Annotated in this window: 4 protein-coding genes; all 4 read left to right on the forward strand. The window is 55.3% G+C overall.

The window, feature by feature from the left end; all coding sequences use genetic code 11:
- The coding region (gene thrS, locus BG52_RS00005; RefSeq protein ID WP_036666516.1) for a threonine--tRNA ligase at positions 1–1,772 on the forward strand (1,772 nt) is incomplete at its 5' end.
- Between the two features lie 142 nt (positions 1,773–1,914).
- Positions 1,915–2,544 carry a 3D domain-containing protein gene (locus BG52_RS16655; RefSeq protein ID WP_036586090.1) on the forward strand — a complete coding sequence of 210 codons (630 nt, stop codon included), beginning with the start codon at positions 1,915–1,917 and terminating at the stop codon, positions 2,542–2,544.
- A 119-nt stretch (positions 2,545–2,663) separates the two neighbouring features.
- Positions 2,664–3,176, forward strand: coding sequence for an RNA polymerase sigma factor (locus BG52_RS00015; protein ID WP_036586088.1), 513 nt, complete (start codon positions 2,664–2,666; stop codon positions 3,174–3,176).
- Positions 3,177–3,351: 175 nt separating this feature from the next.
- Complete coding sequence (locus tag BG52_RS00020) at positions 3,352–3,723, forward strand: magnesium transporter CorA family protein (RefSeq protein ID WP_051587588.1); 372 nt, start codon at positions 3,352–3,354, stop codon at positions 3,721–3,723.
- Positions 3,724–3,857 lie beyond the last annotated feature (134 nt).

Here is a 3,857-nt window from a genome sequence, read left to right on the forward strand (position 1 = left end):
CGGCGGTTGAAATCGTGACGCTCGACAGCGCGGACGGGTTGGAGGTGTACCGTCACAGCACGGCGCATCTAATGGCCCAGGCAATCAAGCGGTTGTACGGCGACAGGAGCGTAAAGCTGGGCATCGGTCCGGTGATCGAGGACGGCTTCTATTACGATATCGACATGGAGGTGTCACTGACGCCTGAGGAGCTCGAGAAAATCGAGCAGGAAATGGAGCGTATCGTAAAGGAGGATCTGCCGATCAGGCGCCGGGTGGTCAGCCGCGACGAGGCGACGGCGATTTTCACCGAGCTAGGCGATAATCTGAAGCTGGAATTGATCCGGGATCTGCCCGCCGATTCGGTCATCACGATGTACGACCAAGGCGAGTTTTTCGACCTGTGCCGCGGGCCTCATCTGCCGTCGACCGGACGGATCAAGGCGTTCAAACTGCTCAGCCTGGCAGGCGCCTACTGGCGAGGCGATTCCAAAAACAAGATGCTGCAGCGCATCTACGGGACGGCTTTCCCGAAAAAGGCGCAACTGGACGAGCATCTCCATTTTCTTGAGGAAGCGAAAAAGCGCGATCACCGCAAGCTCGGCAAAGAGCTCGGGATGTTCACATTTGCGAAGGAGGTCGGCCAAGGACTGCCGATCTGGCTGCCCAACGGCGCCAAGGTCCGCCGTACGCTTGAGCGCTATATCGTGGATCTGGAGGAACGGCTGGGTTACAAGCACGTTTATACGCCGGTCATGGGCAGCGTGGAGCTGTACAAAATATCCGGTCACTGGGAGCATTATCAGGAGGATATGTTTCCGCCTATGCAAATGGACAACGAGGAGCTTGTGCTTCGTCCGATGAACTGCCCGCATCATATGATGGTGTACAAGAGCGATATGCGCAGCTACCGCGACCTGCCGATCCGGATCGCCGAGCTCGGCACGATGCATCGGTATGAAATGTCCGGCGCGCTGACCGGCCTTCACCGCGTGCGCGCGATGACGCTCAACGATGCGCATATTTTTGCCCGGCCGGATCAGATCAAGTCGGAGTTCGCCCGCGTGGTGCAGCTGATTCAGCAGGTGTATGCTGATTTCGGCATCAAGGAGTACCGCTTCCGCCTGTCCTACCGGGATCCCCAGGATACCGAGAAGTATTTCCCGAACGATGAGATGTGGGAAATGTCGCAGCGCATGCTCAAGGAGGTCGTGGACGAGCTCGGGCTTCCGTACTTCGAAGCCGAAGGAGAAGCCGCATTCTACGGGCCGAAGCTGGATGTTCAGATCAAGACCGCCCTCGGCAAGGAAGAAACGCTGTCCACCGCTCAGCTCGACTTCCTCCTACCGGAGCGGTTCGAGCTTGAATATGTCGGCGAGGACGGCAAAAAGCACCGTCCTGTCGTTATCCACCGCGGCATCATCAGCACGATGGAACGGATGACCGCCTTCCTGCTCGAGAATTTCGTCGGCGCGCTGCCGTTATGGCTGTCTCCCGTTCAGGCCCGCGTGATTCCGGTATCGATGGCTTATGAGGCATACGCCAAGGAAGTGGAACAAAAGCTGCTGGCCGGTGGCGTGCGAGCCGAATCCGATCTGCGCAACGAGAAGATGGGCTATAAAATCCGCGAGGCGCAGCTTGAGAAAATTCCGTATATGCTGATTGTCGGAGAGAATGAGGCGTGCGGCGGGACGGTATCGGTTAGAAAACGCGGCGAAGGCGATCTTGGCGCGAAGCCGGTTGAAGAAACGCTGGCGCTGCTGGCGGACGAGATCGCGTCCAAGCGCGTGTGATTTCCATGCTTTCCGCGGTCGGAGGCCTGTCAGGGAATGATCTATAATTTCATGTATTAGCCAGTTATCCAGCAAATACGGGCAAAAATGAATAAAGCTTGCCGCATAGGGGTAACCTCCGTTAAAGGGGGAGATTATCCATATGTCAACAAGCTTTATCGCTTCTGGGCGATGGCTGAATGTATTGTTTGCGCTGCTGATCGCCGTCATTATCTTCGGCACGGTGCATACCGCAAGCATCCGCAAGCCGGCCGCTCCGGCCTCCTCAGCCATCTCCGAGCAAGAAGCCCGGTTCAAGGCGACGACGATCGCTGCGGCCGCTTATAAATGGAAACCCATCACGGCGGCACGGCGTCCGCCGGCGATTCAAACCGTTCATGTCACGGCTACAGGCTACACGGCCGGAGTGGAATCGACTGGCAAAAGGCCGGGCATGCGCGGGTACGGCATCACCCGTTCCGGCGTCAAAGTGCGAAGAGACCATGTCTCGACGATCGCCGCCGATCCGGCGGTATTTCCGATCGGCACGCTGATGTACATTCCCGGTTACGGATACGGCATCGTGGCCGATACCGGCTCCGCAATCAAAGGCAAAAAGATCGACCTTTACTTCGAAACGACGAAGCAGGTATACAAGCAGTGGGGCAAACGGAAGGTCGATGTGCACGTGCTGAAAAAAGGCGAAGGCAAGCTGGATGAGTCCTGGATCAAAGAATTGAACCGCGTTGTATCTGTTGAAAGAACCATCCCGGCACACATTTTTGAGTCTTGACGACCGTGATTTACCTGGAGGAATAGTTCCTCGGGGTTAATTTTCTTTTTTATGGAAACATGGTATGATAGGTTCGTAGAAACGGTTAGGTAAACGTTGCCAATGCGGGGGATCTGTCGATGTCATGGATACAGGGCGGCGATGGTCCGCCGGGCAAGGTATGGGTTGAGCAGGAGAACGCGCTGCGGGAGCTTTACAATCAAATGATCCGGGTAGCTTACTCGAATGTCCGCAACAAGTCCGATGCGCATGATGTGGTGCAGGAGGCTTGGGTGAAAATACTTTCTCGGCAGGAGTCGCTGCGGGAAGAAAGCAAGCTCATGGCGTGGGCCAAGACGATCACGCGCAATGTTGCGGTGAACGTGAACAAGGTTGCCGGCCGAATGCAGCCGTGCGAGGTTTGGGAAACCGGGCAGCGTAATGCCGGCTCGAGCGAGGCCGAGCTTATGCTGGAAATCTCAGAGTTGCTGGGCGCCTTGGATCCGACGACGAGAACGCTTATTTTGTATAAATTTTATTATGGGTTTAAAGACCGGGAAATCGCCGACGCGTTGAATATGCCGGTTGGCACGGTGAAAGCGAGAATCCACCGCACGCGCGAGCGGTTGAAGGACGGCCTGGCCTATCCGTAAGAAACGCTTTTTCAATAGGGTTTTCAGGCATCGCTAGAGGGATCGTGGATCTCTCTTTTTGTCGTTTCTGGACAGGAGGAAAATATTTTTACGGTATGAGGGATGTTCAAAAGAGGAAAGATGCGTTACAATAGTAGTGTTAAAAAATATCACATGGTGAGACAGGAGATATCGCATGACTGATCCCATCTTTTCTAATGCCCCATCCGGGGTAAAATACCGCAAGGCAGCGGAAGTTTACCCCTTTCTGGAAGCATATATCGTGAAGAAAGAGAATGAGATAGACGATATCGAGCAAATGGTTCAGCGTTACGAGAAGCGTCGCCAGGCGGAGGAACGGGCTTATCAAGCGATGTCCTCGCTGCGGCGGCTGCTCTCCGGTAAGAAGCCGGACCATCATCTGGCAGTCGAGTACATTCATTACGTGAAAAAGCCGCTTGAAAAGATTCGCTCGCTTCGCCAGGAGATCGAGCACGCGCGCCGGATCCTGAACAGCTCTTCGCCGTCGGATGTCGTGCCGGTTAACGAGGAAATGATGGAAGTTTGAAGGCGGCCGGGTTCGGTTCAGCCTCATGATGTGCAAAACCGCTGCGAGCTAAGCTCGCAGCGGTTTTATTTTGGCTATTGAGTTATTGCCCGCCGGTCAGCCGTTTTACGTTCAGGAAGTCGTGCTCTTGGCTA

This window comes from Paenibacillus darwinianus (genome assembly GCF_000598065.1).
In the GTDB taxonomy this organism is placed as follows: Bacteria; Bacillota; Bacilli; order Paenibacillales; family Paenibacillaceae; genus Paenibacillus_I; species Paenibacillus_I darwinianus.

Bases quoted from the DNA above. Each gene is read 5' to 3' on its own strand.
- BG52_RS16655 (WP_036586090.1), top strand. From the start codon at position 1,915: ATGTCAACAAGCTTTATCGCTTCTGGGCGATGGCTGAATGTATTGTTT.
- BG52_RS00015 (WP_036586088.1), top strand. From the start codon at position 2,664: ATGTCATGGATACAGGGCGGCGATGGTCCGCCGGGCAAGGTATGGGTT.
- BG52_RS00020 (WP_051587588.1), top strand. From the start codon at position 3,352: ATGACTGATCCCATCTTTTCTAATGCCCCATCCGGGGTAAAATACCGC.